Origin of the sequence: Balneatrix alpica DSM 16621 (genome assembly GCF_000619885.1) — a bacterium.
GTDB classification, from domain to species: Bacteria; Pseudomonadota; Gammaproteobacteria; order Pseudomonadales; family Balneatricaceae; genus Balneatrix; species Balneatrix alpica.
Genome location: NZ_JHUZ01000011.1, coordinates 36,321 through 58,965 on the forward strand (window position 1 = coordinate 36,321; position 22,645 = coordinate 58,965).

Annotated in this window: 25 protein-coding genes and 4 tRNA genes; 15 read left to right on the plus strand and 14 right to left on the minus strand. The window is 53.7% G+C overall.

Translation table 11 applies throughout. From position 1 onward, the window contains the following. The first annotated feature begins 28 nt into the window (after positions 1-28). Entirely contained in the window at positions 29-709 is a 681-nt protein-coding gene (locus Q334_RS0104215) for a J domain-containing protein (RefSeq protein WP_027312119.1), read from the plus strand. Here the strand turns inward: Q334_RS0104215 and Q334_RS0104220 are convergent. Further along, a complete protein-coding gene (locus Q334_RS0104220; RefSeq protein ID WP_155888953.1) occupies positions 695-1,243 on the minus strand; it encodes a hypothetical protein in 549 nt (182 codons plus the stop codon). The two genes, Q334_RS0104215 and Q334_RS0104220, sit on opposite strands and share 15 nt — an antisense overlap. A 152-nt stretch (positions 1,244-1,395) precedes the next feature. Here Q334_RS0104220 and Q334_RS0104225 point away from each other — a divergent pair, with 152 nt between their 5' ends. Beyond that, positions 1,396-4,086 carry a putative bifunctional diguanylate cyclase/phosphodiesterase gene (locus Q334_RS0104225; RefSeq protein ID WP_027312121.1) on the plus strand — a complete coding sequence of 897 codons (2,691 nt, stop codon included), beginning with the start codon at positions 1,396-1,398 and terminating at the stop codon, positions 4,084-4,086. On the opposite strand, the gene Q334_RS0104230 is transcribed toward Q334_RS0104225, so the two are convergent. Continuing rightward, on the minus strand, positions 4,046-4,816 hold the full coding sequence (locus Q334_RS0104230) for a hypothetical protein (RefSeq protein ID WP_027312122.1): 771 nt from the start codon (positions 4,814-4,816) through the stop codon (positions 4,046-4,048). The genes Q334_RS0104225 and Q334_RS0104230 overlap by 41 nt on opposite strands. Before the next feature lie 336 nt (positions 4,817-5,152). Here Q334_RS0104230 and Q334_RS0104235 point away from each other — a divergent pair, with 336 nt between their 5' ends. Beyond that, positions 5,153-6,193 (plus strand): Glu/Leu/Phe/Val dehydrogenase dimerization domain-containing protein, encoded by a 1,041-nt coding sequence (locus Q334_RS0104235; RefSeq protein WP_027312123.1) that lies wholly within the window; start codon positions 5,153-5,155, stop codon positions 6,191-6,193. A 102-nt stretch (positions 6,194-6,295) separates the two neighbouring features. Continuing rightward, the gene (locus tag Q334_RS0104240) at positions 6,296-7,006 is read left to right on the plus strand and encodes a 16S rRNA (uracil(1498)-N(3))-methyltransferase (protein ID WP_027312124.1); all 711 of its coding nucleotides are present in this window, start codon (positions 6,296-6,298) and stop codon (positions 7,004-7,006) included. Here Q334_RS0104240 and Q334_RS0104245 read toward each other — a convergent pair whose 3' ends face one another. Continuing rightward, a complete protein-coding gene (locus Q334_RS0104245; RefSeq protein ID WP_027312125.1) occupies positions 7,007-7,408 on the minus strand; it encodes a hypothetical protein in 402 nt (133 codons plus the stop codon). A 70-nt stretch (positions 7,409-7,478) separates the two neighbouring features. Between Q334_RS0104245 and greB the strand changes: the two genes are divergently transcribed. Continuing rightward, on the plus strand, positions 7,479-7,985 hold the full coding sequence (gene greB / locus Q334_RS0104250; protein ID WP_027312126.1) for a transcription elongation factor GreB: 507 nt from the start codon (positions 7,479-7,481) through the stop codon (positions 7,983-7,985). A gap of 83 nt (positions 7,986-8,068) precedes the next feature. On the opposite strand, the gene Q334_RS0104255 is transcribed toward greB, so the two are convergent. The 5 genes from Q334_RS0104255 to Q334_RS0104275 all read right to left on the minus strand — a co-directional run bounded on the left by Q334_RS0104255 (position 8,069) and on the right by Q334_RS0104275 (position 8,867). Next, positions 8,069-8,144: transfer RNA gene (locus Q334_RS0104255), tRNA-Lys, on the minus strand. Between the two features lie 27 nt (positions 8,145-8,171). Further along, a tRNA-Lys gene (locus Q334_RS0104260) sits at positions 8,172-8,247 on the minus strand. 1 nt (position 8,248) lies between these two features. After that, a tRNA-Asn gene (locus tag Q334_RS0104265) sits at positions 8,249-8,324 on the minus strand. 15 nt (positions 8,325-8,339) lie between these two features. Continuing rightward, positions 8,340-8,427 (minus strand) — tRNA-Ser (locus Q334_RS0104270). Between the two features lie 71 nt (positions 8,428-8,498). Then, positions 8,499-8,867 carry a response regulator gene (locus Q334_RS0104275; RefSeq protein WP_027312127.1) on the minus strand — a complete coding sequence of 123 codons (369 nt, stop codon included), beginning with the start codon at positions 8,865-8,867 and terminating at the stop codon, positions 8,499-8,501. 107 nt (positions 8,868-8,974) lie between these two features. Here Q334_RS0104275 and Q334_RS19835 point away from each other — a divergent pair, with 107 nt between their 5' ends. The 5 genes from Q334_RS19835 to Q334_RS0104305 are packed head-to-tail and all read left to right on the plus strand — an operon-like array spanning position 8,975 to position 12,560. Continuing rightward, positions 8,975-9,271, plus strand: coding sequence for a DUF2470 domain-containing protein (locus Q334_RS19835; protein WP_162157416.1), 297 nt, complete (start codon positions 8,975-8,977; stop codon positions 9,269-9,271). A 55-nt stretch (positions 9,272-9,326) separates the two neighbouring features. Beyond that, positions 9,327-10,337 carry a nucleoid-associated protein gene (locus Q334_RS0104290; RefSeq protein ID WP_027312128.1) on the plus strand — a complete coding sequence of 337 codons (1,011 nt, stop codon included), beginning with the start codon at positions 9,327-9,329 and terminating at the stop codon, positions 10,335-10,337. Further along, on the plus strand, positions 10,337-10,852 hold the full coding sequence (locus tag Q334_RS17980; RefSeq protein WP_051527516.1) for a SixA phosphatase family protein: 516 nt from the start codon (positions 10,337-10,339) through the stop codon (positions 10,850-10,852). Before Q334_RS0104290 ends, Q334_RS17980 begins: the two co-directional genes overlap by 1 nt. Then, positions 10,849-11,598: a sulfite exporter TauE/SafE family protein gene (locus Q334_RS0104300; RefSeq protein ID WP_027312129.1), complete on the plus strand. Its 750-nt coding sequence runs from the start codon at positions 10,849-10,851 to the stop codon at positions 11,596-11,598. The genes Q334_RS17980 and Q334_RS0104300 overlap by 4 nt, the downstream gene beginning before the upstream one ends. Further along, positions 11,592-12,560 (plus strand): AEC family transporter, encoded by a 969-nt coding sequence (locus tag Q334_RS0104305; protein ID WP_051527517.1) that lies wholly within the window; start codon positions 11,592-11,594, stop codon positions 12,558-12,560. Before Q334_RS0104300 ends, Q334_RS0104305 begins: the two co-directional genes overlap by 7 nt. Before the next feature lie 39 nt (positions 12,561-12,599). Here the strand turns inward: Q334_RS0104305 and Q334_RS0104310 are convergent, their stop codons facing one another. Further along, positions 12,600-12,833 (minus strand): hypothetical protein, encoded by a 234-nt coding sequence (locus tag Q334_RS0104310; RefSeq protein ID WP_027312131.1) that lies wholly within the window; start codon positions 12,831-12,833, stop codon positions 12,600-12,602. A gap of 199 nt (positions 12,834-13,032) precedes the next feature. Between Q334_RS0104310 and rarD the strand changes: the two genes are divergently transcribed. Together rarD and Q334_RS0104320 are read left to right on the plus strand one after the other, a co-directional pair. Next, entirely contained in the window at positions 13,033-13,959 is a 927-nt protein-coding gene (gene rarD, locus Q334_RS0104315; RefSeq protein WP_027312132.1) for an EamA family transporter RarD, read from the plus strand. A gap of 6 nt (positions 13,960-13,965) precedes the next feature. Beyond that, a complete protein-coding gene (locus tag Q334_RS0104320; protein ID WP_027312133.1) occupies positions 13,966-14,553 on the plus strand; it encodes a hypothetical protein in 588 nt (195 codons plus the stop codon). 87 nt (positions 14,554-14,640) lie between these two features. On the opposite strand, the gene Q334_RS0104325 is transcribed toward Q334_RS0104320, so the two are convergent. Genes Q334_RS0104325 through hemA form a run of 5 tightly spaced genes read right to left on the minus strand, consistent with a single transcriptional unit; the run spans position 14,641 to position 19,084 of the window. After that, positions 14,641-15,084 carry a CoA-binding protein gene (locus tag Q334_RS0104325; RefSeq protein WP_027312134.1) on the minus strand — a complete coding sequence of 148 codons (444 nt, stop codon included), beginning with the start codon at positions 15,082-15,084 and terminating at the stop codon, positions 14,641-14,643. A gap of 22 nt (positions 15,085-15,106) precedes the next feature. Next, entirely contained in the window at positions 15,107-15,880 is a 774-nt protein-coding gene (locus tag Q334_RS0104330; protein WP_027312135.1) for a HesA/MoeB/ThiF family protein, read from the minus strand. Continuing rightward, positions 15,864-16,706 (minus strand): peptide chain release factor N(5)-glutamine methyltransferase, encoded by an 843-nt coding sequence (gene prmC / locus Q334_RS0104335; protein WP_027312136.1) that lies wholly within the window; start codon positions 16,704-16,706, stop codon positions 15,864-15,866. The genes Q334_RS0104330 and prmC overlap by 17 nt, the downstream gene beginning before the upstream one ends. Further along, positions 16,706-17,791 carry a peptide chain release factor 1 gene (gene prfA / locus Q334_RS0104340; protein WP_027312137.1) on the minus strand — a complete coding sequence of 362 codons (1,086 nt, stop codon included), beginning with the start codon at positions 17,789-17,791 and terminating at the stop codon, positions 16,706-16,708. Before prfA ends, prmC begins: the two co-directional genes overlap by 1 nt. Positions 17,792-17,800: 9 nt before the next feature. After that, positions 17,801-19,084 (minus strand): glutamyl-tRNA reductase, encoded by a 1,284-nt coding sequence (gene hemA / locus Q334_RS0104345; RefSeq protein WP_342667433.1) that lies wholly within the window; start codon positions 19,082-19,084, stop codon positions 17,801-17,803. Positions 19,085-19,245: 161 nt separating this feature from the next. Between hemA and Q334_RS0104350 the strand changes: the two genes are divergently transcribed. The 3 genes from Q334_RS0104350 to Q334_RS0104360 all read left to right on the plus strand — a co-directional run bounded on the left by Q334_RS0104350 (position 19,246) and on the right by Q334_RS0104360 (position 22,594). Continuing rightward, entirely contained in the window at positions 19,246-20,919 is a 1,674-nt protein-coding gene (locus Q334_RS0104350) for a tetratricopeptide repeat protein (protein ID WP_027312139.1), read from the plus strand. Beyond that, the gene (gene lolB, locus Q334_RS17985) at positions 20,906-21,508 is read left to right on the plus strand and encodes a lipoprotein insertase outer membrane protein LolB (RefSeq protein ID WP_051527518.1); all 603 of its coding nucleotides are present in this window, start codon (positions 20,906-20,908) and stop codon (positions 21,506-21,508) included. The genes Q334_RS0104350 and lolB overlap by 14 nt, the downstream gene beginning before the upstream one ends. Positions 21,509-21,652: 144 nt before the next feature. Further along, entirely contained in the window at positions 21,653-22,594 is a 942-nt protein-coding gene (locus Q334_RS0104360; protein WP_027312140.1) for a ribose-phosphate pyrophosphokinase, read from the plus strand. Positions 22,595-22,645 lie beyond the last annotated feature (51 nt).

The window sequence follows — 22,645 nt, forward strand, 5'->3', positions numbered from 1 at the left end:
TATACATATTGCGACATGGAAAAATGCTATGCCTTTGATTTACCTGATTTTATTCCTAGTGGTCGCTGCCTGGCTATGGCAAACACTAAGACGACTGCCGCCACAACAGCGCAGAAAGCGTATTGGGTTGGTTTTACTAAGCCTGCTTGGCGCCCTCGTCGTTGTTCTCGCCCTAACCGGGCGTCTGCCCCTGATATCTGCTGCCATTGGCGTGGTGCTACCCTGGCTTGCCCGTTTCTGGCCAACCTTGCTGAAATGGCTATTTGTCTCCTGGCGTAAACGTCAACAGACCAACCGTCTGATTCAATTACAGCATGATGCCAACAGTGGCGAGTTGCGAGGGATGATTCTGCACGGCCCCTGGCAAGGCCGTGAGCTGGCCAGCCTAAATCGGGATGAGTTCGCGACCTTACTACAACAATGCCAACAGCAAGATCCATTAAGTGCTGCACTGATGCGCCAATGGTGGCATCTGCAACATGGACAGGCCTGGGATCAGCCTCCCCCCGGCCAGGCCTCTAGCCAAATGGATGAAGAGCAAGCCCGTGCCATTCTCGGCTTGGGGACTGACTGGACCGTTGAGCAAGTAGAGCAGGCCTACAAGCGCCTGATTGGACGCCTACATCCCGACAAAGGAGGGAGCGACTGGCTAGCCAGTCGCATTAACGAAGCCCGCGATTGGCTCATCCAGCATTCAAAACGACGATAGTTCATCAGGGTTCGTGTAACGCTTACGTCGCTGCGCCTCTTGCTGCTCTTTCGTCAGCACCTTAGCTTTCGGCAGGACACCACTCGTCTCAGGAGCAGGACGGCGAAACTCATTTAAGTAATAACTTAAAAGCTGTGGGCACGTGCCTTGTCGCACCTTGCCCACCTGCCCATAATTTTTCGCTTTGATGTACTCGCCCAATGCTGACTCATCCACCAGGACCCACTCACGTATCTGAGTCACATCCGCTAGCAGCTTTTTCGCTGTCAGAGCGCCATCTTTAAGCACGCATTCACTCAAACGGTTAATTTGCTCCAGATAGCCTTGGCGTTCTGCCAACTCTATCTGAGCATCGGCTACGCCTGTATAGAGCTTTGCTACGGCTAGCAAGGTGTCACGTAAACGGGTGCGTTCATGACCATACCAGGTTAGCCGAATCTGTCGCTCCACCTGATCATCCAAACCATTTCTATTGATATCCTGACCGGCTAACGCCACTGAATCAGGGAGGTCGGATTCTGTCTGTACAGACACGCCAGGCAAATCTTTGAGCTCCTCAATGGATATAAGCTGCTCTGCCTCAGTCTTAATCGGAGCCCAACAAAGCATCATAAGTGTGATAACTGCGCTATACCTCACCGGGTGACCTCTATCAGGAGCAGATGGATAAGATTAAGATAACGCCTATGCACGCAGATACCCAATCCCCAACGGCAGGATATTTTGTCGTTGACCGCAATGGCAGCATTCTGACGTGGTCAGAGGAGCTAACGCTGATTACAGCACGCGAAGCATCCTTGTGCCTTGGTCAACGTCTCACCGCTTTATGGCCTGACTTGCTCCAGGCTCCTGGCTGGCAGCTTCCCTTTAACACCCTGGCTTACTATCCCCTCGCGCAACTTAACACTCTCACTTTCAAGCGCAGCGCCTTGGGACAAAATAACTGGCTGATTCGCATACAGACTGGTGCCCGCAAATTACCAGAATGGTTTGACCTGCCCCTCGCCGCTGCTTTGATTAGCTGTCAAGGTGAGCTACTGCAAGCCAATCCAGCCTTCCATCAATTAGCAGACAATATTGGCAGTCCTGCTCTACAGCTACTGCCGGAACAGTTGCCCAGCATAGATGCATTGGCCTCACAGCAAGACCGCATTCTTGGTAGCCACACCCTTCGCTGGGTGATCTTCCCCAATCCCCCGCATTTACTAGGCTTTGTAATAGACATCAGTGAGCACAGCTTCTATCGTCATCTGCTTGAGCACTCGGTGGATGGCATCTACCAAACCAGCCGCTCGGGCCAAGTGCTCTATGCCAATCAAGCACTTCTGGATCTCTTTGGCTTCAGTTCACTGGAAGATATGCAGTCACGCATTCATCATGTTGCCCAGGATTTATACATCAATCCGGAAGATCGGCAGCGCTTCGTTTCTCTGTTAGAACAGCGAGGCTTGGTCAAAGCCTTTGACTGCCAAATGCGTACCTACAATGGCCGTTTGATCTGGCTGCGGCAAAATGCCCGTGTCATCCGCGACAAACATGGCCAAGTGGAGCACATTGTCGGCACCATTGCTGATATCAGTGAACAGAAACAAGCTGAACTCGCCTTGCGTTATGCAGAAGAAGAGTTCCGTTCTCTCTATGAAAATGCGGTGGCAGGATTATTCCGCTCCTCTCTGAAAGGCTACTTTCTCAGCGTCAATCCAGCGATGGCAAAGATGTTGGGGTTCAGCTCCCCTTTAATGTGTATCCGCCACTACACCAACCTCGCCAAACAACTGTATGTGCAACCCGACCAACGGCGTGAAATGTTACGTAAGCTGGCTAAAAACCAGGATGTACGTCAGCTTGAAGTAGAGATTTATCGAGTCGACGGTACGCCGATCTGGATTCAACAAAATGTCCGACTGGTTCGTAATAGCGAAGGAAAACCGCAGTATATTGAAGGCTCTGCCATTGACATCACAACCAGCCGCCACGCGCAGGAATATATCTATCGCCTGGCCCATCACGACAGCCTGACCCAGCTGCATAACCGCTTAGCCTTTAGCCAGAAGCTGGAACAACTCCTGAGAGAATATAAACCTCAACAGCATACGGGGTTCTACCTGCTTATGCTGGATCTGGATAACTTTAAAGATATTAACGATACCCAGGGTCATGCCTTTGGCGACCAACTGCTACAAGTGATCGCCAGCCGCCTGCAGAGTCTCAACCCAACGCCACTACAAATTGCCCGTCTGGGTGGTGATGAGTTTGCCTTGCTGGTTCCGGCCAATATTCAGTCGATTGAAGACTTCTGTCAGCACCTGCTCGATCAGATCCATCAACCGTTACAGCTCGGCGGCCAAACGCTGATGATTAGCGCCAGTATTGGCATCACCCGCTTCCCGCTGGAAGAACATGATGACAGCAGCCTAGGCAACCTACCTCAGCTATTGCTACGACGGGCAGACTTAGCGCTCTACCGTGCCAAAGATGCAGGGCGTAATGGCTACTGCCTGTTTAATCGACAGCTGGAAGAGCAAACCCTTGCCCTCAAACAACTAGAGCGTGATCTGCAGCAGGCACTCCAGGACGACGACCAACTATTTTTAGTCTTTCAACCGCTAGTTAATGTTCACAATGGCCAACTCAATGGCGTCGAAGCACTTCTACGCTGGCAACACCCAGAGCTCGGCTTGGTCTCTCCCGCCCACTTTATCCCAGTAGCAGAGCAATCAGGCCAAGGCTTAGCACTGGATACCTGGGTACTGGAGCAAGCCTGTCGGCAAATACAGCACTGGCAGGAACGGGGGATTCCCCTTTGCATTAGCGTCAACCTGTCCGCACTGCAGTTCTCTAGCATGGATATTTGCCATCAAGTTGAACAACTGCTGCAAACTTACGATATCGACCCTCGCTATCTCGCCTTGGAGATTACCGAGAGCATGGCCATTGCCAACCCCCACAGTGCAACCCGAGTACTCCAGGAGCTACGCCGGCTAAAAGTGAATGTCATCCTGGACGACTTCGGTACCGGTTATTCCTCTCTTAGTTACCTACAAGATTTGCCCGTCACTAAAGTCAAATTGGATCGCACTTTTATTGCTGGCATTACCCAAGATCGCCGCCAACATGCCTTGGTCGCGTCGGTCGTCAATCTTGTTCACAGCCTTAACCTGCAACTGAATGTGGAAGGTGTTGAGCAAGAGACTCAGTTCCTCACGCTACAAAAACTACGGGTAGATGAAGTACAAGGCTTTTTGTTTAGCAAACCCTGTACCGCTAAAGACTTAGAGCATCACTGGTTAGCAAGCGATGGCTGGCAACCCTGCGCGCTGGCTTCACGACTGGGTATTAACGCCACCCTATCTCTGCCGCTGTCTGAGCACCCATAACCACCTGTTGTAAAGAGCGCGGGATGACTGCTTGCCGCTCCCCCAGCGCTATACGCCCAGCCATTATTTCCGCAGCAGGTTGGGGGTAGAGTGGCTGCTGCATGGCATTGGCATAACCCACAGGAAAAAGTGGCAGCAAGCTCTGAGGGTCATACTTATCCGTCGCACCCAGGGTATGCAGTAACTCATGTACCAACACGACAACATTACTGCCATGCATATCTGAACTGGCAAAACCATGCACCACTCCCATACCAACCCCTTTTAGACCATAGGAATGGGGTACTTGAGAGTGTTGTTTTGGGTCAACCAATAATAGATACATGCGAATGTCCGCCCCCTTGGCCTCGGAACCATGCCAAAACTGCCACCAGCGTAAACGCAAACTCCAGCTCATGACTGCCAATGGGGATTGGGAATCGGGGGCTGGGGGAGGGAGTACCCTTAACGGCTCACCCAAGCGGAAACGCACTGGCAACCAAGCCGACCCTCCTTTGTACTGCTGCCATGCCTGACTAAAAAACGCTTCCCCCGGCTGCCAAGGCAGAGCAGACAACTGCTTGATATATGCCTCAGCCGCCTCACTTTGATCCAGATTAAAAGGATGGATCTGCACCCATACCGGTCGCTGCCACTGCTGTAGGCGATAAAGCTGCCAGTAACTCCCCGACCACACCACCAACAATAGAATCAAGAGAAACGATATCCGTAGCAGTCGCCCTAAGCTCATAGGTTATTTTTCATCCACATCTGGCCATTTAAAACAAAGTTGTCTATTATCTTGATCACCCTAACATCCCCAACTTTTCATCCCCCGCTGCAAATCGGGGGATTTTCTTTTCCGCCCTTAGCAAGAAGATGATTATTTTAATCACCTCTCTCGCCAACAAGTTTCAAATAAAACTTTATCACTCTTCATTTTTAGCCCACCTCAAGCATTGACCTTTCCAGCAAACACCCTTAGGTTTTTGACAGGCTTCACAAGAGCCCAATGTCTTTGCAGTAGCGGCCTATCCGGCCTGACACATAACAACAACAAAGCGGTGATCCCGCTTAAGGACACGACATGAGCGTTTTCTCTCATTCCGATTTTGCCGGGCATGAACAAGTCGTTTTTTGCCACGATCGCCACAGCGGTCTACGCGCCATCATTGCTATACACAACACTAAGTTAGGCCCTGCACTGGGCGGTTGTCGCATGTACGCCTACCCCAGCGAGGCCGATGCCCTTACCGATGTGCTAAGGCTTTCAGAGGGGATGAGTTACAAATCGGCTCTAGCGGGACTTCCCCTCGGCGGAGGCAAATCCGTCATTATTGGTGATCCCAAAACCGCCAAAACCCCCGAACTGTTACAGGCCTTTGGTCGAGCATTGGAGCAACTCGGCGGACGCTATATCACCGCAGAAGACTCCGGCACCAGCGTAGCGGATATGGCCACGATTGCCAGCCAAACTCGCCATGTGGTTGGTCACATGAGCGAACACGGCAGCCATGGCGACCCTTCCCCCAGCACTGCGTATGGCACTTTTGTCGGCCTACGCTACGCCGTACAGCGACACCTGCAGCGCGACTCTCTGCAAGGGGTAAAGGTGGCAATCCAAGGCTTAGGTAACGTCGGCATGCGTTTAGCTCGCCTACTACACGAAGCCGGCGCCGAACTGTGGGTCACAGATGTAGACAGCACACGCCTGCAACAGGCCCATCAAACCTTTGGCGCCAAACTAGTTGATCTGCAGCAAATACACGCCTGCCCAGTCGATGTCTTTGCGCCTTGTGCGCTTGGCGGCGCAATCAACCCTCACACATTGGAACAGCTACAAGCCAAGGTGATTGCTGGTGCTGCAAACAATCAACTTGCTCAAGCAGAGCTAGGCCAGACATTGCATCAACGAGGGATTCTGTATGCACCGGATTACGTTATTAATGCCGGGGGCATCATCGATGTGTGCTACCAGCATCAAGGCCACTATGATGCTGGCAAAGTGCGTACTCATGTTGAGCAGATTGAGCACACCCTCAAACATATCTTCGATCTGTCTGAGCAGCAGCAACGCCCCACCAATTTAGTGGCCGATGAGCTGGCTAAAGCCAAAGTGCTCGGCTAAGCCCACTACAACGTAGTCTATTCTCAGGGCCAAGCCACGCTTGGCCCACCCTCCCTGCTCTGCGACAATAGCGCCTGCCACCGTGAGCCGAGCCCTATTGCTATGAATTTGATCCTGCTACAGCCTAGCGACTTTATTGCCAGCCAGCGTGTCCGCTTACAGGGACGCCGCTTGCAGCACGTACTCGAGGTACACCAGGCAGAGCTGGGGCAACGCTTGCAGGTTGGTTTAATCAATGGCCCAACGGGCTTAGGCACCGTGCTCAGCCTCAACCACGACTCGCTAGAGCTCGAGGTTGAGCTCAATACCCCTGCCTTGCCGCCACTACCCTTGACCCTGATACTGGCATTACCGCGCCCAAAAATGTTGAAACGCATCCTGCAACACTGTACCAGCCTGGGAGTACAGCGCTTGGTTTTGCTCAACGCCTACAAGGTAGAAAAAAGCTATTGGCAGACTCCCATCCTAGAAGCAGCTTCAGTGCAGGAACAAATGATCCTAGGTCTAGAGCAGGCGCGTACAACCTTCCTTCCCGAAGTCATGCTTCGTAAGCGCTTTAAACCCTTTGTAGAAGATGAGCTGGCCACCCTAGCAGCAGACAGTCAAAAATTGGTTGCCCATCCTTATACTGAACATGCTTGCCCAGCCAACCTGCAACAAGCATGCACTTTGGCAGTGGGACCAGAAGGCGGGTTCATTAACTATGAGGTTGAAAAGCTGCAAGAACAGGGGTTTCAGGCAGTGCACCTAGGCCCGCGTATTCTCCGCGTTGAGACTGCTGTCCCCGTCCTTATCAGTAAACTCTATTACTGATTAAACCTGGGCCAACAAACGAGACTCCTGCACTTCCCGCAGTACCGGATGCATCGACAGCAACCCTAATTGCGCCATATCCGGCTGATGGGCTGCACGGCCAGATGAAGAAGATTGAGGGCGGTGCTCTAACCAGCTCAACATCATTCCCCACACTCCCGCCTGCCCCTGCTGCAACGCTTGTCCTAACGCCTCTGCCACGGGAGCGGTATAGCCCTGCAAGGCATCAACCGGCTCTTCTGCTTGCTCCTGTGGAGGAGCTTTGTGCAGTTCCTGCGCTTGGTTTTGCCACATCGCCAACAGCCAAGCGAACTGCGCCCCACTCCCCTGCTGCAGTGCTTTGCCCAGGGTACGCTCTGCTGCTTCTACACGAGATAATGCGATAGGGTTTAAATTCGCCATCTAGCCCTTGCCAAGCTGATTCAAGTTCCTATGATTATCGGCCTCAACCCGTCAGGCTTAAGGGATACTTATGCACAAACCTCGCCCCAGCCGCCCACGCCCCAGCCCCTACATCACCCCCGCTGGAGAACAAGCACTACGAGCCGAACTCCATCACCTCTGGCGCGTCAAACGCCCTCAGGTAACCCAAGCCGTGGCTGAAGCAGCTGCGCTGGGAGACCGTTCAGAAAACGCGGAATACATCTATGGCAAAAAAATGCTGCGGGAAATTGATCGACGAGTGCGCTTTCTACAAAAGCGTCTGGATGAGCTCACAGTGGTACGGAAACTTCCGGATGATCAAGAGCGCATTTTTTTCGGCGCCTGGGTCGAGCTGGAAGACCAACATGGCACGAGCTATCGCTATCGCTTAGTAGGCCCAGACGAGGCCGATACCAACCAGGGACTTATCTCAATCGACGCACCTTTGGCTCGCCAATTACTGAAAAAAACTTATGGCGACCGCATTCGCATGGGACAGGAAGACAATCTCAAAATTTATGAAGTCGTCGACATCGAATATCAGCCCCTGGAATAAGGGGCCAACTCTCTCAACATGAGAAAACCTAACCGCTAAAAAGCAAAAAACCGGCTAAGCCGGCTGGAATTCTCACTTGATGATGGTGGGTCGTGTAGGATTCGAACCTACGACCAATTGGTTAAAAGCCAACTGCTCTACCGACTGAGCTAACGACCCAAAGCGAGGTAATCAAATTGTTTAGACTGGTGGGTCGTGTAGGATTCGAACCTACGACCAATTGGTTAAAAGCCAACTGCTCTACCGACTGAGCTAACGACCCATGGCTCCTCGAGCTGGACTCGAACCAGCGACCAACGGATTAACAGTCCGCTGCTCTACCGACTGAGCTATCGAGGAACACTTCTCTCGAAATGGCGGAGGAAGTGAGATTCGAACTCACGGTGGGTTTCCCCACGGCGGTTTTCAAGACCGCTGCCTTAAACCACTCGGCCATCCCTCCGGTTTCGAGGCGTGCATAATAATGGTTTTTTTTCCCGAGTCAACTACTTAAGCCACTGAATCTTAAAAAAATTAACATCGCCAACCGAGATAATCGCTTAGTAGTTGCTGTAACTGCGGAACTTTCAACGGTTTTTCAATGAAGCCATTCATTTTGGCGGCTTTACAGAGCTTGCGCACTTCCGGCGAGTCCGTTGCCGTCAGCGCAATAATTGGAGCCCGAGTCAGGGCAGACAGACGCATCGCATTCGCGGCTTCCGCCCCCCCCATTACCGGCATTTCCAAATCCATCAGCACCATTTCCACCCGGTTTTGCCGCAGCGCTTCCAATGCAGCCTCGCCATGCTCGGCGACAATAACCTGCACCCCCAAGCTCTTTAGCATCTTGGCGTAAAGCAAACGGTTGGTCTGATTATCTTCCACCAGCAATATACTTGGCATAATTGAGCACACATCTATTGAGTGAATTCGGCCTCTAACCAACTTGTAAGAGCAAAAAAGCAGCTGCACCATACAACCACTTGATGATGACGGCAAAGGGTAAACAAATGGCAGCCAATTCACCCTCCTGGCAAGCAGTAATCGAACACATGAATGCAGACCACGCAGACGCACTCCTGGCCTATGCCCAGCACTACGGCCAACGCCCCCAGGCTCAGCAGGCCACGTTGATTAATATGGACCTTGAGCACCTGGAACTCCTGGTGGATGGAGAAAAACTCCGCATCCACCTCATAGCGCCTCTTGCCAGTCTGAGCGATGCACGTCCGGTACTGGTCAAAATGGCCATTGAGGCACGCTCCGCACTTAACGAACAGCACGTGGAAAAGCACGTTCAGCAATAGAGACGTTAAGCATTTTGCTCTATAGTGTCGGCCTCATTGCAGACAGGAAATTACCGTGGCTATCCGTCAACTGACCCTGCATGCCTTTCACAAGGCTGAAGATGGCGAAACCCGCCTGATGCCTAGACAGGCTCCCATTCCTGCCACCCCCGCGGTGGAACATTTAATCTCTGATCTCAATCGTCAGTTACTGAGCAAAGCCGGTCGCCATTACGGCTGCTTTCAAAAAGACTCCGAGCTTTATCCTTTCTCGCGTTGGCTGCAGGAACACCACCAAGGCGGTCTGGAATTTATGCCGCTGACCTTTCAGGCCGTGACACTTTTCAAGCGTGAGCTGGATCAAAGCGAACAGGCTATTCAGGGCTATTTGTTATTTGCCCGCTACGACCAGCCTACCAGCGAGCACTTTCTAGTTGCTCTGCTGCAACAAGCTGAGGCAGTGACCGTTAATGACGAGCTGGAGTTGACTCCATCTCAGTATTTAGACCTGGGCAAGATTCAACTTGCTGCCAGTATTGATCTGAATGCCTGGCAAGAGGGCTCTCAGCGCTATATCTGTTTTATCCAAGGACGCAGCCAACGCCGACTCGCCGAGCACTTTGGCCATTTTATTGGCTGCCTGCCTTCTGTTGATCGGGAGGAGCAGACCGAGCAGCTGCTTGAACAGGTCACCAAGTACTCCCAACAATTGCCAGAACCTCAACAACTAGCCAGCCGTGCAGCAGTTTATGAGTATTGCCTTGAGCAGGAAAAACTGGCGGAGCCCGTCCGCATTGATGAGCTGGCCAAAATCATCAGCCCTCAAACTCCGGACGATTTCACCGACTTTGTAGCTAACCAGCCACAGCCGCTACCGGAAGAAATACTGCCGGAACGGCAGGCACTACGCCAACTGATCCGCTTCAGTGGACGCAGTAGTGAACTGATGCTGAACTTTGCGGCCGAGCGCCTGGGTAAAGACATCCATTACGACCGCCACACCGATACCCTGACCATTCAAGGCTTACCCGAGGCACTGCGCCATCAATTACTACGCGCCCTCGCCAGCCCCGCACGAGACGAGTAATGATGAAGTATCTCACCCTGGTGCGTCACGCCAAATCCTGCTGGAAGAATCCGCTTCTAAAGGATCATCAGCGCCCACTTAATCGCCGTGGAGCCGAGGACGCCCCCAGGGTGGGACGTCATATTGCAGAACAAATAAGCCAGGGAATGCTGCCCAGCGTTGACCTTATTCTACATAGCGATGCTCTGCGCACCTGTGCCACCGCCAAGCTTTTAGCCAATGAGCTGGGCCTACTGCCACAACAGCTACTGGCCTCTCCAGCCCTATACGAGTGCAACGGTGAAACACTGCTGAATCATATCCGCTTGACACAAAACAGCATCCAACACCTGCTCGTGGTTGGTCACAACCCAGGATTGATGGAGTGCTATGAAGAACTCTCTGACTTTCGCCGGGACAAATTTCCCACCGGGGCCGTTCTGCACCTCGCCTTGCCACTCTTAGAAGACTGGCAACAACTGCAATCGGGCCAAGCCGAGGTGCGGCAGTTTATCCGCCCTAAATCGCTACCATGATCAGTGATCCGTTTTTTTATCTTTGTGCCATTCCCGCCGTCATTCTTTTTGGTATTGCCAAAGGTGGCTTTGGCGGCACCCTCTCTATCGTTGCCGTGCCCTTGATGGCACTCGCAGTACCGCCAGTGGTGGCCGCCAGCATCCTACTGCCGATTCTGTGCGTCATGGACATTCTTGCTGTGCGCGCCTTCTGGCAACACTGGCACTGGCCAAACCTACGGGTTCTGCTTCCCGCCGCCCTGCTCGGCATTCTGCTTGGCACCCTGAGTTTTCGCTATTTCAGCGAAGGCCAGATTCGCATACTGATTGGCGCCATTGCTGTTGCTTTTGTACTGCACTATTGGTTGAAACCCCAACAAAGCCCAGCCTCACCAGTCAAACCCTGGAGCGGCCGTTTGTGGGGAGCAGTTGCAGGCTTCACCAGTTTTGGTATCCATGCCGGCGGCCCACCCCTGAGCATCTACCTGCTACCACAGCGCTTGCCACCCAAACTCTACATGGGCACCTGCGCAATCTTCTTCATGGTGGTGAACTACACCAAGCTGATTCCTTACTTTTGGCTAGGTCAGCTTACCAGCACCAATCTAATGACCTCGCTGGTGCTACTTCCTCTTGCCCCGCTGGGTATCCGCTTGGGCTATTGGCTACTGCACCGCATTGACCCGCAGTGGTTTTATCGCATTATCTACTTCTTTCTGTTGTTAACGGGCTGCAAACTGCTCTACGAAGGATGGCTCTCATGGTAAAGGACTCCCTCCAGCTCTATCTGGATACCCTGGTTTTCACCGCAGACATCGTCACCCCTATCTTCATCCTGGTTTTTCTTGGTGCACTACTAAGGCGCCTTGCCATCGTCGACGATGCATTTGTTGGCACAGCTTCCAAGCTGGTATTTAATCTCACCCTACCGGTGTTGGTGTTCATGAGCATCAACAAAACCGATATCGCCGCTGTCCTTAATCCTGGCACCCTGATCTTCACTGGCATCGCCATTCTGTTGCTCTTTGTGCTGCTATGGTTCATCACTGGCCTTACAGGCATGGTGGCAGCAGATCGAGGTGCTTTTATCCAAGGCAGCTTTCGTAGCAACTACGGCATCATTGGTCTCGCTGTAAGTTTCAATTTATTTGGCACACCAGGGCTGGCCCACGCCTCCTTACTGCTTGCCTTGGTCATCCCGTTATTTAACGTCCTTTCTATTGTTGCCCTCTCCTTGGGGCAACATCAGCAAGACACACCTGGGCCCGGCATTTTTAAGAGCATTCTGACCAATCCTTTAATTATTGCCGTACTCCTGGCCTTGCCCTTAGCCTGGTTAGATATTCATCCTCATGCCCTGCTACAGAAATCCGCCAACTATATCGCCAGCATGACGCTCCCCCTGGCCCTACTAACCATTGGCGCATCTTTAAAACTCAAAGAGTTAAGAGCATGTTCAGGTCTAGCCCTACACGCTTCCGCGTTTAAATTGGTGTGGATGCCACTGCTTTGCCTGCCAGTTGCCTATTGGATAGGCTTTAGCGGAGAGGATATGACGATGCTTTTTGTCTTACTTGGCTGCCCGACTGCCGCCGCCAGCTTTGTTATGGCACGAGCCATGGGAGCCAATGCGACACTAGCAGCCAGCATTATCTTAGTCACTACGTTGGGATCTGTTGCCAGCCTAAGTACAGGTATTTATCTGTTCAAACTGTGGCAGTGGATTTAAAGCAGGAGAAATAAAAAGAAAGGAGATGATGAACTGACCTTAGGCGGCCAGTTCAGCAAGGGACTTGTCGAGTGCCTCGACAGCCTTCATTTCCAGTGCGTTCAAACGCAGCTGCTCGTTACATTTACTGATCATATAGCGGCGCTCTAAACGATCTAACACAGACAGGTAATCACGCTCGCTTTTAGGCAGACGGCTTTCCAGATGAAGAGCCTTTACACGACGGCCGAGTTCGAGTGCATGGTGCACCGGGGTTTCGACTTGGATATGCATAGTGGTACCTCCTTTATGTATCCTCGGTCTATCCTTGGCCCATTCTTAACCAATGGGTCAAATCTGAATATAACACGCTTTCTATTAATGTCGACACTTTTATCTGCGATGAGTCATTAGCAAATCTGATGTGGCGACCCTCGCTTTACCAGTAATCTAAGGGCTCCCTGTGAAGATTCAATGACACTCAGAGCACATTATGGATAAGGACTATCGTGACGGTACTTTCTTTGCCCTGGCCGCCTTCGGCTTTTGGGGGCTAGTACCCATTTTTTTTAAGCAACTCGCCAGCGTAGGCCCATGGGAAATCCTTGCCGACCGGGTGTTCTGGTCATTTATTCTGCTTATGCTATGGCTGGCCGTAAAAAGCCAATGGCTCGAAATCAAAGCCGCTTTAACCGACCCTAAACAGCGCCTACTGCTGTTTTGCTCGGCCTGCGTTATCGCCGCCAACTGGGTAATCTTCATCTGGGCCGTCAATGCCGGCCGCATCCTTGAAACCAGTCTGGGCTACTACATCAACCCCTTGCTCAATATCGTGCTAGGCATGGTGTTTTTCCAAGAGCGGCTACGCCCTCTGCAATGGCTGGCCGTGGCCCTCGCCGTAATCGGCGTCAGCTATCAGGTGATTGAACTGGGTCATCTACCCTGGGTATCTCTGGCCCTGGCCTTCAGCTTTGGTATCTATGGCTTGCTACGCAAGAAGACGACTGTCAGTGCCGTTGCAGGTCTGAGCGTAGAGACCCTTCTGCTTAGTCCCTTGGCCCTGCTGTATTTAGCCTGGCTGGGTTGGCGCGGCGATTGGGGCTTCAGCGACACCGATCACTGGCTCAACTTTTTACTGATCAGCACAGGCTTGGTGACTACTCTGCCACTGCTATGGTTCACAGCGGCAGCGCGACGTCTCCCGCTGTCTACCCTTGGCTTTTGGCAGTACTTAGGACCGACACTCTCGATGCTGATCGCCGTCTGGGTGTATGAAGAAACCTTTGGCCCCGCGCGCCAGGTCACCTTTATCATTATCTGGATTGCCTTGGCGATCTTTACCCTCGACAGCTGGCGTTACGCCAGCCAGCAACGTCGTATCCGGCGACAGCAACTCGCCGCCCTATCAGCAGAGGGATAACATGCAATGAAGTGGCCTTGGCAAGCGCCTCACCCGGATGAGTGGCAACAATGGCTCAGCAGCGATGATCTGAACAGCCTCAAAGCGCAACAGCGTCATCTATCATCGCCTTGGCAACCCCAGGGACTAGGCTTGCAAGCACTGACATTGCTGGCTCAAACTTGCAGCCAGTGGCTGTTGCATCATTACCCTCCCAGCTCAACTGAGTGGCCGGACATTGCTCGCCATTGCTTAAGCTTACCCCAGGCTGTACAGCCTTTAAGTTGGCTCCTTGAGGCGGGATTGGATGCCAATCTGGTTCTGGAGGGCATGCCACTTTGCCACCACTGCCTGGCGCAACAGCCAGCAGAGCGCTGGGCATTGTTATTAAACCGCCTACAACAATATGGGGCAGACTTACAAGCCAAGACAACCACTGGAGAAGACTTACTCAGTCAGGTACTCAAGCAGGACCAACGCGACTGTATTCGTCTGTTGATTGAAGCAGGTTGCCCTATTAACGAAGTCAGTGGAGCCAACCCTGAGGCTCTCGCCCTGGCCAAACGTTGTCAGGAGGATATTCGGGTACGCCGCTTGATGCTTGGGCAACCCTGAGTTACCCGCTTACGTTCTTAATCAGGTGCAGGATACAAAAAGGGGCGTCTGTGCGCCCCTTTATCTTCCTAGCGACAAGAGCAGGTGTTATCCACGCCCTAAGCGCAGGCGCTCATACTCTATTTTGGGACAACGATCCATCACCACTCGCAAACCAGCCTCTTCTGCTTTTGCGGCCGCTTCTTCATTGACGACGTCTAATTGCATCCACACCACTCGCGCGCCGATCTCAATGGCCTGTTCGACGACTTCCATCACCGTCTCTGAGCGGCGGAATATATCCACCATGTCCACCGGCTCACCGATATCTGCCAAGCTGGCAAATACCTCCTCGCCTAAGATTTCCTTACCCGCTTCATTCGGATTTACCGGTATAACCCGGTACCCCTTATGCAGCAGATACTTCATGACTGTGTAGCTGGGACGCTCCGGGTTTGGGCTAGCCCCTACCAAAGCAATAACACTGACCTCTTCCAGAATATCGCGGATTTCTTCATCTGCGTATTTCAGGCTGGCTACCGCGCCCGTCATGGGGACTCTCTCCTATTATGTCTCACTCGTTGTCGGGTTGAATGTGATGCGTACTGCAGACCGGACAGGCTGGGTCCCTACGTAACTTAAGCTTGCGCCAGTCCATCGTATTGGCATCCAACAGCAATAAATGGCCCGCCAGGGAAGCTCCCTGGCCAGCCAAAATTTTCAGGGTTTCCGTGGCTTGCACACTGCCAATCAACCCCACCACGGGGGCAAGCACGCCACTTTCAGAGCAGCTCAACTGCTCGTCATCCCCTATTTTGTATAAACATTGATAGCAAGGCTCGCCCGCTTTTGCCAGAAACACGCTCACTTGGCCTTCCATGCGGATCGCCGCTCCCGAAACCAAGGGGGTTCCTGCTGCCATGCAAGCCGCATTAAGGGCAAAACGAGTAGTAAAGTTATCGCTACAATCCACCACCACCTGCGCCTTGGCCACTTCAGCCTGGAGAGCCTCTGCAGTTAAGCGCTCAGCGCGGGTATGAATACGCACTTGGCTATTTATCTCACGCAGCGCCTGGGCCGCAGATGCGACTTTAGTCTCACCCACACGTGCCTCGGTATGCAGCACCTGACGCTGTAAGTTGCTCAGCTCAACCTGGTCATCATCCACCAGCACCAGCTCACCCACTCCGGCCGCCGCCAAATACAAGGCCACCGGACAACCCAACCCACCTAAACCAATGATGAGTACCCGTGCGGCGCAAATACGCTCCTGCCCTTCCACATCAATATTGGGCAACATGATCTGACGGCTATAACGCAGTAGCTGCTGATCAGTAAGTTCCTGCATGCCAACACCCTCCACTTACCCGTTCATGACCGGCCAGATCACACCAACTCTGCACCTGGACAAAGCCCGCCTGCTGCAATAAGGCCCGTACCGCGCCAGCCTGCTGCCAGCCATGCTCCAGCAGCAACCATCCCTGCTGCTGCAAATAACCAGGAGCCTGCTCAACCAGGGCCCGAAGATCCGCCAATCCCTGTTCTGCCGCAACCAAGGCAGTGCTGGGCTCAAAACGCACATCACCCTGCTGCAAATGAGGGTCATCCGCATCAATGTAAGGTGGATTACTGACAATCAGAGCGAACTGACCCTGCACTTGATCAAACCAGTGGCTCCGATAAAAACGTACCGGCAAGTTCAAGCGCTCAGCATTACGTTGGGCCAAGGCCACTGCCGACTCTTGCCAATCCACTCCCTGCACCTGCCAGGCTGGACGCTCGCTGGCTAAAGCCAACGCGATTGCCCCTGTTCCAGTCCCCAAATCCAGCACAGCGCCATGTGGCTCAGGCAGCGTGAGGGATAATGCCACCTCAACCAGGCGTTCCGTATCCGGACGAGGAATCAGGGTACAGGGCGCAACCTCTAATGGCAGCGACCAAAACTCCCGCCAACCCAATAAGTAAGCCACAGGCTCACCCTGACGACGCCTGCTAATCCAGTGCTGATAACGCAGCCAGTCCGCCTCCGTCAAAGTCTGTTCCGGGAAGGCAAATAAACGTGAGGCTGCCACCTGGGCAGCCTCCTGCAATAACAAACGGGCATCCACTGCAGGAGACTCACCACCTTGCAGTTGCTGAGTTCCCCAGTGTAGCGCCTCAGCCAAACTAGGCATTATTGCTCCGCCAGGGCAGCAAGTTGCTCGGCCTGATACTCATGCACCAAAGGCTCCAGCAACGGGCGCAAATCGCCGTTCACAATTTCGTCCAAACGATACAGCGTCAGGTTAATGCGATGATCGGTTACACGCCCCTGGGGATAGTTATAGGTGCGAATTCGCTCCGAGCGATCACCACTCCCCACCAAGAGGCGACGCTGATCCGCCTGCTCATTAGCCTGCTTGTCCACCGCTTGCTGTTTCAAACGCGAGGCCAGCAGCGACATCGCCTTCGCGCGGTTTTTGTGTTGCGAGCGTTCATCCTGACACTCCACCACTAGGCCGCTGGGTATATGGGTAATACGGATAGCCGATTCTGTCTTGTTAACGTGCTGACCACCTGCCCCCGAGGCGCGGTAGGTATCGACGCGCAAATCCGCGGGATTGATATCCACATCCCCGACTTCAGCCACCTCAGGCAAAATAGCCACCGTACAGGCTGAGGTATGTATACGCCCCTGAGACTCTGTAGCAGGCACCCGCTGCACCCGATGGGCGCCGGACTCAAACTTAAGCTGGCCATAGACATTCTGTCCCGCTACCCGCGCAATCACTTCTTTAAAGCCACCGTGTTCGCCTTCATTGGCACTCACCAACTCCACCTGCCAGCCCTGAGTTTCGGCATAGCGGCTATACATGCGGAACAGATCCCCCGCAAAAATAGCGGCTTCATCACCACCGGTACCGGCACGTACTTCCAGGAAAATATTCCGGCTGTCATTGGGGTCTTTCGGCAAGAGCAGTTTCTGCAGGCTGACCTCCAACTCCCCTAACTGCTGCTGGGCCAGAGCATATTCCTCTTCAGCCAGCTCACGGAGCTCAGGATCACTGTCTTTTAACATCTGCTGGGCGGTGCTGGCATCCTCCTGCACCTGGGTGTAGCGCTTAAACTCAGCTACCACCTGCTCCAGCTCGGCATACTCCTTGGAGTACTGGCGGAAACGCTGCTGATCAGCGATAACATCCGCCTCTCCCAGCAACATGCCCAACTCCTCAAAACGCTCTTGCAAGCCTTCGAGTTTGGCTAAGATTGACGCTTTCAGCATAGATTTTTATTCAGACTTGGAAGGTTTATCAGCCAGTGCATACAGATGTTGTGCTGCCAGCAGAATCTCTGCCTGGCCCTCTGCACTGGCTTTTTTGAGTTGCACACTCGGCGTGTGTATCAGTTTATTGGTCAGCCCGCGGGCTAACTGGGTCAATACTTGCTGGGGATCCTGCCCCCGTTCTAATAGGCGTAATGCCTTCGCCAGCTCTTGTTCACTCAGCGACTCAGCCTGGCGACGTATCGCTTTCAGGGTATCCACCGCATCCCGGGCCCTTAGCTGTTCTAAAAACAGCTCAGCACCCTGCATTACCAGTACTTCAGCCTCGGAGGCTGCGTCACGGCGTGCCTGCACCCCCTGCTCAACCACCTGCTGCAGATCATCCACGGTATAGAGATAGACATCTTCCAGCTCGGCGACTTCCGGCTCAATATCGCGGGGAACCGCAATATCCACCATAAACATGGGCCGGTAACGCCGCTTCTTCAGCGCCCGCTCCACCGCGCCCTTGCCCAACACCGGCAAAGGGCTGGCAGTTGAAGCAATAATAATATCGGCCTGGGGCAACACTTCCGCCAGATCCGTCAGAGGCACCGCCTGCCCACCGAGCTGCTGGGCCAAATGCTGGCCACGGCTCAGGGTACGGTTGGCTACCGTAATCTGGGTAATACCCGCCTCACGTAAATGGCGCCCCACTAACTCAATCGTCTCCCCGGCCCCAATGAGCAGAGCCTGATTTTCACTGAGATTAGAAAAAATACGCTGGGCCAGATTCACCGCTGCATAAGCGACCGATACAGGGTTCTCCCCGATAGCCGTCTGACTACGCACTTGCTTGGCGACATTAAAGGATTGCTGAAACCAGCGACTCATTTGGCTCCCCAAAGAGCCGGCATCCTGCGCCTGGGCAAAGGCGGTCTTCAACTGCCCTAAAATTTGTGGCTCGCCCAACACCAAGGAGTCCAGGCCGCAAGCCACACGCATCATATGACGCACCGCATCCCGATCCCAATGGACGTAGACCGAACGCTGTAACTGTTCAAAACTCACTTGATGGTAATCAGCCAGCCATTGCAACACTTGGCGGCTATCGCGGAAGGGGGTGACGCCATAGATTTCAGTACGGTTACAGGTAGAGAGAATGGCGGCTTCGCTCAACGCGCCCTGCATGCGCACCTGAGCCAATGCATAAGACAGTTCCTCTGTGCCAAACGCCAGTTTCTCGCGCACGTCCACAGGGGCGGTCTTATGATTGATACCCAATGCCATTAATGCCATAGACTGCTGCATACCGCAGGTTACCACTCTCACCTAAACCGTAGAGCCGGTTACACTCTACTACAAAACCTATTTGCCCCTTGCTGCCCCGAGAAGCATGGAGCAATATAAGGACTTCAAGCCCTTGAGGGCGACGTTATTGTAACCAACCCGCCCTATCCAAAACAGACTTCATGCCAAGATCCGCTGCCTTTATTGCGTTAACCCTGACATTAATCAGTGGTTGTGCCAACCTGGAACGCACCCCCAGCCACCGTGCAGATGCACAGTCCCTGGCTGAACCTCGGCTGTATTCGCTGCTCGTGGCCGAGTTGGCAACCCAACGTAACCAGCCCGACCTTGCCCATCAACACTATCAGCAACTGGCCAAGCAATTGCGCCGCCCGGAACTAGCCGAACGCGCCACCTACCTGGCCCAATACCTGGAACTTGAACAAGATGTCCTCGACAACGCCAAGCTCTGGCTGGAGCTAGATAACCAAGCACTGGAAGGCGCACAGATTTTACTGGATGCCCACCTGCGCCAACACCAGTTTGCCGAAGCCCTGGCCCTACTGAAAGGTTTTGATTGGCGGGCAGATACCAATCTATTTCTGCAGCTTCTGGCGCGCACTGAACAGCTCAAACCACCACAAACTGAGCTGATGGACAGTCAGCTGGAACAGTTACTACCCAGTGACAATCCTTACTACTACCTGACCAAAGCCCTGCTAGCGCGCCAAGAGTTACGCTGGCAAGGCGCCCACCAGGCGCTGGATCAAGCACTCCAGCTTGAACCTGGCCTAGAACATGGTTTGCTACTAAAAGCTGATACCCTGCTGCGCCAAGGTGCCTATGCCGAGGCTGAACGTTTTATTCGCAGCACCCTCAAGCGTCAGCCCAACACCCAATTGATGGACATGCTGGCCCGCTCACTGCTGGCTGATAACCGCCCCCAGGCGGCGGCAACAGCACTACAGGAGCTGATCAAGCTACAACCCGATAATCTTGAAGCCCGCTTTATGCTGGGGCGTACCTACCTGCAACTGAAGGACTACCCCAAGGCCAAGGCACGCTTCATGGAACTATGGGAGATGCTGCCCGACCGCTCCCCCATCGCCTTTTACCTTGGTTACCTGGCGGAACAGCAAAACCAAACATTTGAAGCCATGCGTTATTACCGTGAGGTGCAGCGCGGCGATGAAGTCCCCGCCGCCAAGGCACGCCTCCTGCAACTGATGCAGCAACAGCAGCAGGGCGATGATATCCCCGATATGCTCAACCAAGCCCGCAGCCAAGCGCCGGAGCACCGTGTCCAGCTTTATCTGTTAGAAGGCGACTGGCTGCGCAACCAAGCACGTTATCAGGATGCACGCGATCTGATGGGGCGCGCCCTCAATGAAGAACCCAACAACCTGGAACTCCTCTACTTCCGCGCCATGTTAGGGGACAAAGATGGCAATCTTGAGGCCATGCTGCGCGACCTGCGCACCCTGGTACAGCTACAGCCTGACAATGCCCAGATGCTCAATGCCCTCGGCTACACCCTGACCGATCGCACCGATCAGCATCAAGAGGCTCTGACCCTCCTACAACGCGCCCATGAGCTAGAACCACAAGACCCCGCCATTCTCGACAGCCTGGGCTGGGCCTATCACAACCTCAAACGCCCACAAGAAGCCCTCCCTTATCTGGAAGCCGCCTACCAAGCCTTTCCCGATCCGGAAGTAGCTTACCACTATGGCGTGGTCCTGCTGGAGCTACAGCAGAGCGAGCAGGCTCTGCAAGTGTGGCATAAGGCGCTTGAGCAACAGCCAGATTACCAACCCATTTTGCAAGCCCTGAAAGCCTACCATGCACAACCTTAAATATTTGGCCCTGGCCTTTGCCCTGCTATTTCTCAGCGCCTGTAGCCAACTGCCCCAACGCCAGCTACAGCCTGCGCCGCAACTCCCCTGGCGAGTAGCCCTGCAAGAGTTAGCCCACTGGCAGTTAGAGGGCAAAGCCGGGCTGCAATCAAAGCAAAGCTATAACAGCCTGACCCTGACCTGGCTGCAGCAAGCCTATGCCTACCAGGTGCAAATCAGCGGCCCGCTGGGGCAAGGGCAAATGCAGATTGAAGGCACCCCAGAATTAATGCTGCTCAGCAGCCCCGAAGGGCGTTTTGTCTCGGAAGATCCTGCCGCTCTGCTCCTGGAGCGTACCGGCTGGCCACTACCGATTAACGAACTGCCCCACTGGGTCAAAGGCCTAGCCGCACCTGGCGGCCAGCTGCTCGGACAAACTTTTGACGAACAAGGACGCCTGCTCAGCCTGGAACAAAACGGCTGGCAGATTGAGTATCAGGACTATCTGCAAGTTGACCAATTATGGCTACCGCGCAAACTCCAACTGCGCCGCGATGACTGGCAACTCAAACTGGTGATCAAGGACTGGCAACTTGCCAATCCGAGCTGATCATTTGACAACCACGACCACAATGTGGAAAATCTGCCGCGCTTTTTCAGGGGGTATGGCCACGCGATGTTCAGTCAAAATGCAGAGTTTTCTCTGCCCGAACAGGCCAAGGTTTCCACATCCTGCCAGCGTGAAGGTAGCAGCGTGTCTAAATTAATGGTCTTTACCGGGAACGCACACCCGGAACTCGCCCGTAAAGTTGTTGACCAGCTGTGTCTCCCCCTCGGAGATGCCGATGTTGGCCAATTTAGCGACGGCGAAATTGCCGTGCAAATCAATGAAAACGTTCGGGGTAAGGACTGCTTTATTATTCAGCCCACCTGCGCCCCCACTAACGACAATCTGATGGAAGTGATCCTGATGGCCGACGCCCTGCGCCGCGCCTCTGCTCAGCGTATCACCGCCGTTGTTCCCTACTTCGGCTATGCCCGCCAGGATCGCCGCCCCCGCTCTGCCCGTGTTCCTATCAGCGCCAAAGTGGTTGCCGATATGATGGCCGGTGCAGGCATTGACCGGGTGCTGACCGTTGACCTGCATGCTGAACAGATTCAAGGTTTCTTCGACATTCCGGTGGATAACGTTTTTGGCTCCCCGGTACTGATCGAACACATCCAGCGGCAAAACTATGACCACCCCATCGTGGTCTCTCCCGATGTCGGGGGCGTAGTCCGTGCTCGCGCCGTTGCCAAACAGCTGGATACTGACCTGGCCATCATCGACAAGCGCCGCGAAAAGGCCAATGTTGCCCAGGTCATGCACATTATCGGTGACGTACGTGGCCGCACCTGCATCCTGGTGGATGACATGTGTGATACCGCCGGCACCCTGTGCAAAGCCGCTGCCGCCTTGAAAGATCATGGCGCCAAACGCGTACTGGCCTATGCCACTCACCCCGTGCTATCAGGCCCGGCTGTCGACAACATCACCAACTCCGTACTGGATAAACTGGTAGTCACCGACACCATCCCCCTGACCAAAGCCGCTGCTGCCTGCGAGAAAATTGAACAGCTAACCCTGTCCAATATGCTCGCCGAAGCCGTGCGCCGGGTATGCAACGAAGAATCCATCAGCGCCATGTTCCGCTAAGCGGAGCCTGACGCCGGATAGGGCAGCTGCCCTAGATAATCTGGCCCAATA

What these genes read in the sequence shown, in the direction of transcription:
- Q334_RS0104235 (WP_027312123.1), top strand. Translation starts at nt 5,153, where the DNA reads ATGAGCGTTTTCTCTCATTCCGATTTTGCCGGGCATGAACAAGTCGTT.
- Q334_RS0104325 (WP_027312134.1), bottom strand. Translation starts at nt 15,084, where the DNA reads ATGACGGGCGCGGTAGCCAGCCTGAAATACGCAGATGAAGAAATCCGC.
- Q334_RS17980 (WP_051527516.1), top strand. Translation starts at nt 10,337, where the DNA reads ATGATGAAGTATCTCACCCTGGTGCGTCACGCCAAATCCTGCTGGAAG.
- Q334_RS0104240 (WP_027312124.1), top strand. Translation starts at nt 6,296, where the DNA reads ATGAATTTGATCCTGCTACAGCCTAGCGACTTTATTGCCAGCCAGCGT.
- hemA (WP_342667433.1), bottom strand. Translation starts at nt 19,084, where the DNA reads ATGCAGCAGTCTATGGCATTAATGGCATTGGGTATCAATCATAAGACC.
- Q334_RS0104245 (WP_027312125.1), bottom strand. Translation starts at nt 7,408, where the DNA reads ATGGCGAATTTAAACCCTATCGCATTATCTCGTGTAGAAGCAGCAGAG.
- Q334_RS0104275 (WP_027312127.1), bottom strand. Translation starts at nt 8,867, where the DNA reads ATGCCAAGTATATTGCTGGTGGAAGATAATCAGACCAACCGTTTGCTT.
- Q334_RS0104305 (WP_051527517.1), top strand. Translation starts at nt 11,592, where the DNA reads ATGGTAAAGGACTCCCTCCAGCTCTATCTGGATACCCTGGTTTTCACC.
- Q334_RS0104225 (WP_027312121.1), top strand. Translation starts at nt 1,396, where the DNA reads ATGCACGCAGATACCCAATCCCCAACGGCAGGATATTTTGTCGTTGAC.
- Q334_RS19835 (WP_162157416.1), top strand. Translation starts at nt 8,975, where the DNA reads ATGGCAGCCAATTCACCCTCCTGGCAAGCAGTAATCGAACACATGAAT.
- Q334_RS0104330 (WP_027312135.1), bottom strand. Translation starts at nt 15,880, where the DNA reads ATGCAGGAACTTACTGATCAGCAGCTACTGCGTTATAGCCGTCAGATC.
- Q334_RS0104230 (WP_027312122.1), bottom strand. Translation starts at nt 4,816, where the DNA reads ATGAGCTTAGGGCGACTGCTACGGATATCGTTTCTCTTGATTCTATTG.
- prmC (WP_027312136.1), bottom strand. Translation starts at nt 16,706, where the DNA reads ATGCCTAGTTTGGCTGAGGCGCTACACTGGGGAACTCAGCAACTGCAA.
- lolB (WP_051527518.1), top strand. Translation starts at nt 20,906, where the DNA reads ATGCACAACCTTAAATATTTGGCCCTGGCCTTTGCCCTGCTATTTCTC.
- greB (WP_027312126.1), top strand. Translation starts at nt 7,479, where the DNA reads ATGCACAAACCTCGCCCCAGCCGCCCACGCCCCAGCCCCTACATCACC.
- rarD (WP_027312132.1), top strand. Translation starts at nt 13,033, where the DNA reads ATGGATAAGGACTATCGTGACGGTACTTTCTTTGCCCTGGCCGCCTTC.
- Q334_RS0104215 (WP_027312119.1), top strand. Translation starts at nt 29, where the DNA reads ATGCCTTTGATTTACCTGATTTTATTCCTAGTGGTCGCTGCCTGGCTA.
- Q334_RS0104350 (WP_027312139.1), top strand. Translation starts at nt 19,246, where the DNA reads ATGCCAAGATCCGCTGCCTTTATTGCGTTAACCCTGACATTAATCAGT.
- Q334_RS0104310 (WP_027312131.1), bottom strand. Translation starts at nt 12,833, where the DNA reads ATGCATATCCAAGTCGAAACCCCGGTGCACCATGCACTCGAACTCGGC.
- Q334_RS0104300 (WP_027312129.1), top strand. Translation starts at nt 10,849, where the DNA reads ATGATCAGTGATCCGTTTTTTTATCTTTGTGCCATTCCCGCCGTCATT.
- Q334_RS0104320 (WP_027312133.1), top strand. Translation starts at nt 13,966, where the DNA reads ATGAAGTGGCCTTGGCAAGCGCCTCACCCGGATGAGTGGCAACAATGG.